Raw genomic sequence first — 2,437 nt, 5'->3', positions numbered from 1 at the left:
GGGGTAGCTCAATTCATCTCTTGGCTTTATATAAAGCTATCTAGGCAATTAACATATATCAAAATTATATGTGAGTATCAGAGCAAGTTAGCTTACCATAATGGTTCCATAAATAAGCACAGCCATTCTCGCCGACAACTGATTTAGAAAAGTTTTCCTCCGTTCCACCACTACCATTACCACAATTCCAAACAATATCATTATTTTTATATTCTAAGTCGCAGCTTTTGTAAGCTGTTCCTGAAACAATCACTAAATGCCTATCACCGACTCTAATAATCCTGAATACTCTACCAATACTACTATCCGAATCACCTGAATAGCCAGTGCCTTCACTTACTGAAAGCTCTCTAGTCACCCATAAGTAAGGGGCAACATCAACATATGCTTTAACTTTATAATTACTTGGGTCATACACACATCCAGAGAATGGATTGCCATGTCCCGCATTTTCTTCCTCATGATAGGCATTCTGTCTAGTTTCATCTGGGTCTAAATGAACTATATGATCTAAGTAGCCATCCATACATTGTGCGTCGTATCCATAAATACTAACATTCATATTTGTCAAATTTGTAATAGAGACATCATAACCATCCCATTTTGCATAAATAGCCACAGGAATAATCATAAAACATGATAAAAATATAGCATTAAAAAATAATTTTAATCGAATCAAAATTTATTTCCTTAAAATTTTTATAAAAAATCATTGTGCGCTAGTCTCAACTTTTTCTACATTGAACATATTAAGGGTTAAATGCGTAGTCACTATTAATCTCATTTTTAATGCTTTTAGCAAATTTTAGTATGTCCTCTTGCAAACCTCTATTTAAGCTATTCCCTAAATATAGTTGCTCTTCTATCATCTGACAGTACTGTTCTATCTCCTCAGAACTCATATTTTTTAGATTATTTGTATATTCAAGGTGATCTTTAAATGGTGTTACGCATATCAATTTATTTGTAGACAAATCACACCTCCTTATCAAGGCTAGCAGTAATATCAGTAAGTTTTTTTAAACGATCTGATGAAAAAATTCTTGAGATAACCTGCATTTTTTCAAAAAGTGTATTTCTTTTATAAAATTTTTCATAACTCTTATTCGTACTTTTATTAGAAGATACTGTACTAATTAAATTAAATGTGTATTTTTCATTAACCTCTTTTATATGCTGCAAAAGATATAGCATATATAACGATGGCAAGGAATTCATCATTTCTATAAAGTCATCAGTATCAACTCTATCTATTTGCTCACTCGTTAGCGATAGTAATTTAACAAAACCATCTTTACCGTATTCATCAATTTCATAATGACCCTCTTCAATTTCCTCCAAATTCATTAAAATGGTATTAATATTACTGTTCTCATAGCTCTTCCAATAAGAAGCAATCCTTTCATCAATGCTTTCTTCTATATCATCGTCATCAAATAACTCATCACTTGAAGTCATAATTTTTCTACCAAATCAATAAATTTAAAATTATATACCAGCTTAAATAACTATGAAGCCTAACACCCAACCCAAAACTAATAACCTTTATAAAATCTGCCACTCACGAGAAGGCGAGAGTTTAGCACCATTTCCACATGAATTTCACCATCTTCTAGATAACAAAAAATTATATATCTTTATAATCACTTACACTTCTATAAATTTTTGCATGTATTTATAATATAAATTAAGACTATTTAAAACTAGGGTAAGAATTACTAATATTTATATTTACAAAATTACTATATATTTTTTATAAGAGTTCAGGCAGTAACCTTGCTTTAAGGGTATGATTTATCTAATTTTTTATAAAATAAAACTTATAACCACATAGAGAAAATCTCGGTCACTTACCTTCGTGAGAAACAGCGTATAATGGGCCTTACGCCCATTATAGTAATATTTTCTTCATAAACTTAAATGGAAATAATCAGCATTTATTTATGATTATGCATCATTTAATTTATCCTACTCGATTTTTGGTTCACTAAATTCTGTTGCTGTCATCTCAACCTCATTATTTTTCACAGATTCTTCATAAAAAGTACCTAGTTGCTCCTTAACATGCCTAACTTTAGATTTCCCATGAGTTTCATTTAATCGCCACTTTAGAGAGAAAATGTTTTTTAAAATATTTTTAATCTTATCTAACATGCCTTGTTGGTCGTTCAAAAACTTAACAACAGACTCATCATTAAATATTCTCAATGTGTCATTAATATTTTTTTAATCGGATTATGGATAGATCTTTCTAAAGACTCCAGCAATTTTAATGTAGAATATATCTTATTTCCTGTTATATCATTAATTAATTCCCAGCTGCCTTCAAGTTTCTTTAAAAAATCGCCTCTGCCTGTAATATTTTTAAAGCCTTCAGCTTCACTTGAAAAATATACTCTATCTCCAGCTTTACTAGAAAATTTGCTTTTTTCCAGCC

General features: G+C 30.2%; 5 protein-coding genes. All 5 read right to left on the bottom strand.

Features of this window, described 5'->3' with window-relative positions:
- Positions 1-64 precede the first annotated feature (64 nt).
- A complete protein-coding gene (locus BGC07_RS14520) occupies positions 65-679 on the bottom strand; it encodes a hypothetical protein (protein ID WP_069313680.1) in 615 nt (204 codons plus the stop codon).
- A gap of 70 nt (positions 680-749) precedes the next feature.
- Positions 750-974 carry a hypothetical protein gene (locus tag BGC07_RS14515; protein ID WP_069313679.1) on the bottom strand — a complete coding sequence of 75 codons (225 nt, stop codon included), beginning with the start codon at positions 972-974 and terminating at the stop codon, positions 750-752.
- 1 nt (position 975) lies between these two features.
- Positions 976-1,458 carry a type IVB secretion system protein IcmW gene (gene icmW / locus BGC07_RS14510; protein WP_069313678.1) on the bottom strand — a complete coding sequence of 161 codons (483 nt, stop codon included), beginning with the start codon at positions 1,456-1,458 and terminating at the stop codon, positions 976-978.
- Positions 1,459-1,968: 510 nt separating this feature from the next.
- Complete coding sequence (locus BGC07_RS14505; protein WP_139121716.1) at positions 1,969-2,172, bottom strand: hypothetical protein; 204 nt, start codon at positions 2,170-2,172, stop codon at positions 1,969-1,971.
- Positions 2,173-2,204: 32 nt separating this feature from the next.
- On the bottom strand, positions 2,205-2,437 hold a 233-nt coding region (locus tag BGC07_RS20790; RefSeq protein ID WP_158006960.1), incomplete at its 5' end, for a hypothetical protein.

Source organism: Piscirickettsia litoralis (assembly GCF_001720395.1).
GTDB classification, from domain to species: domain Bacteria; phylum Pseudomonadota; class Gammaproteobacteria; order Piscirickettsiales; family Piscirickettsiaceae; genus Piscirickettsia; species Piscirickettsia litoralis.
This window is presented reverse-complemented; position numbering and strand designations above follow the sequence as displayed.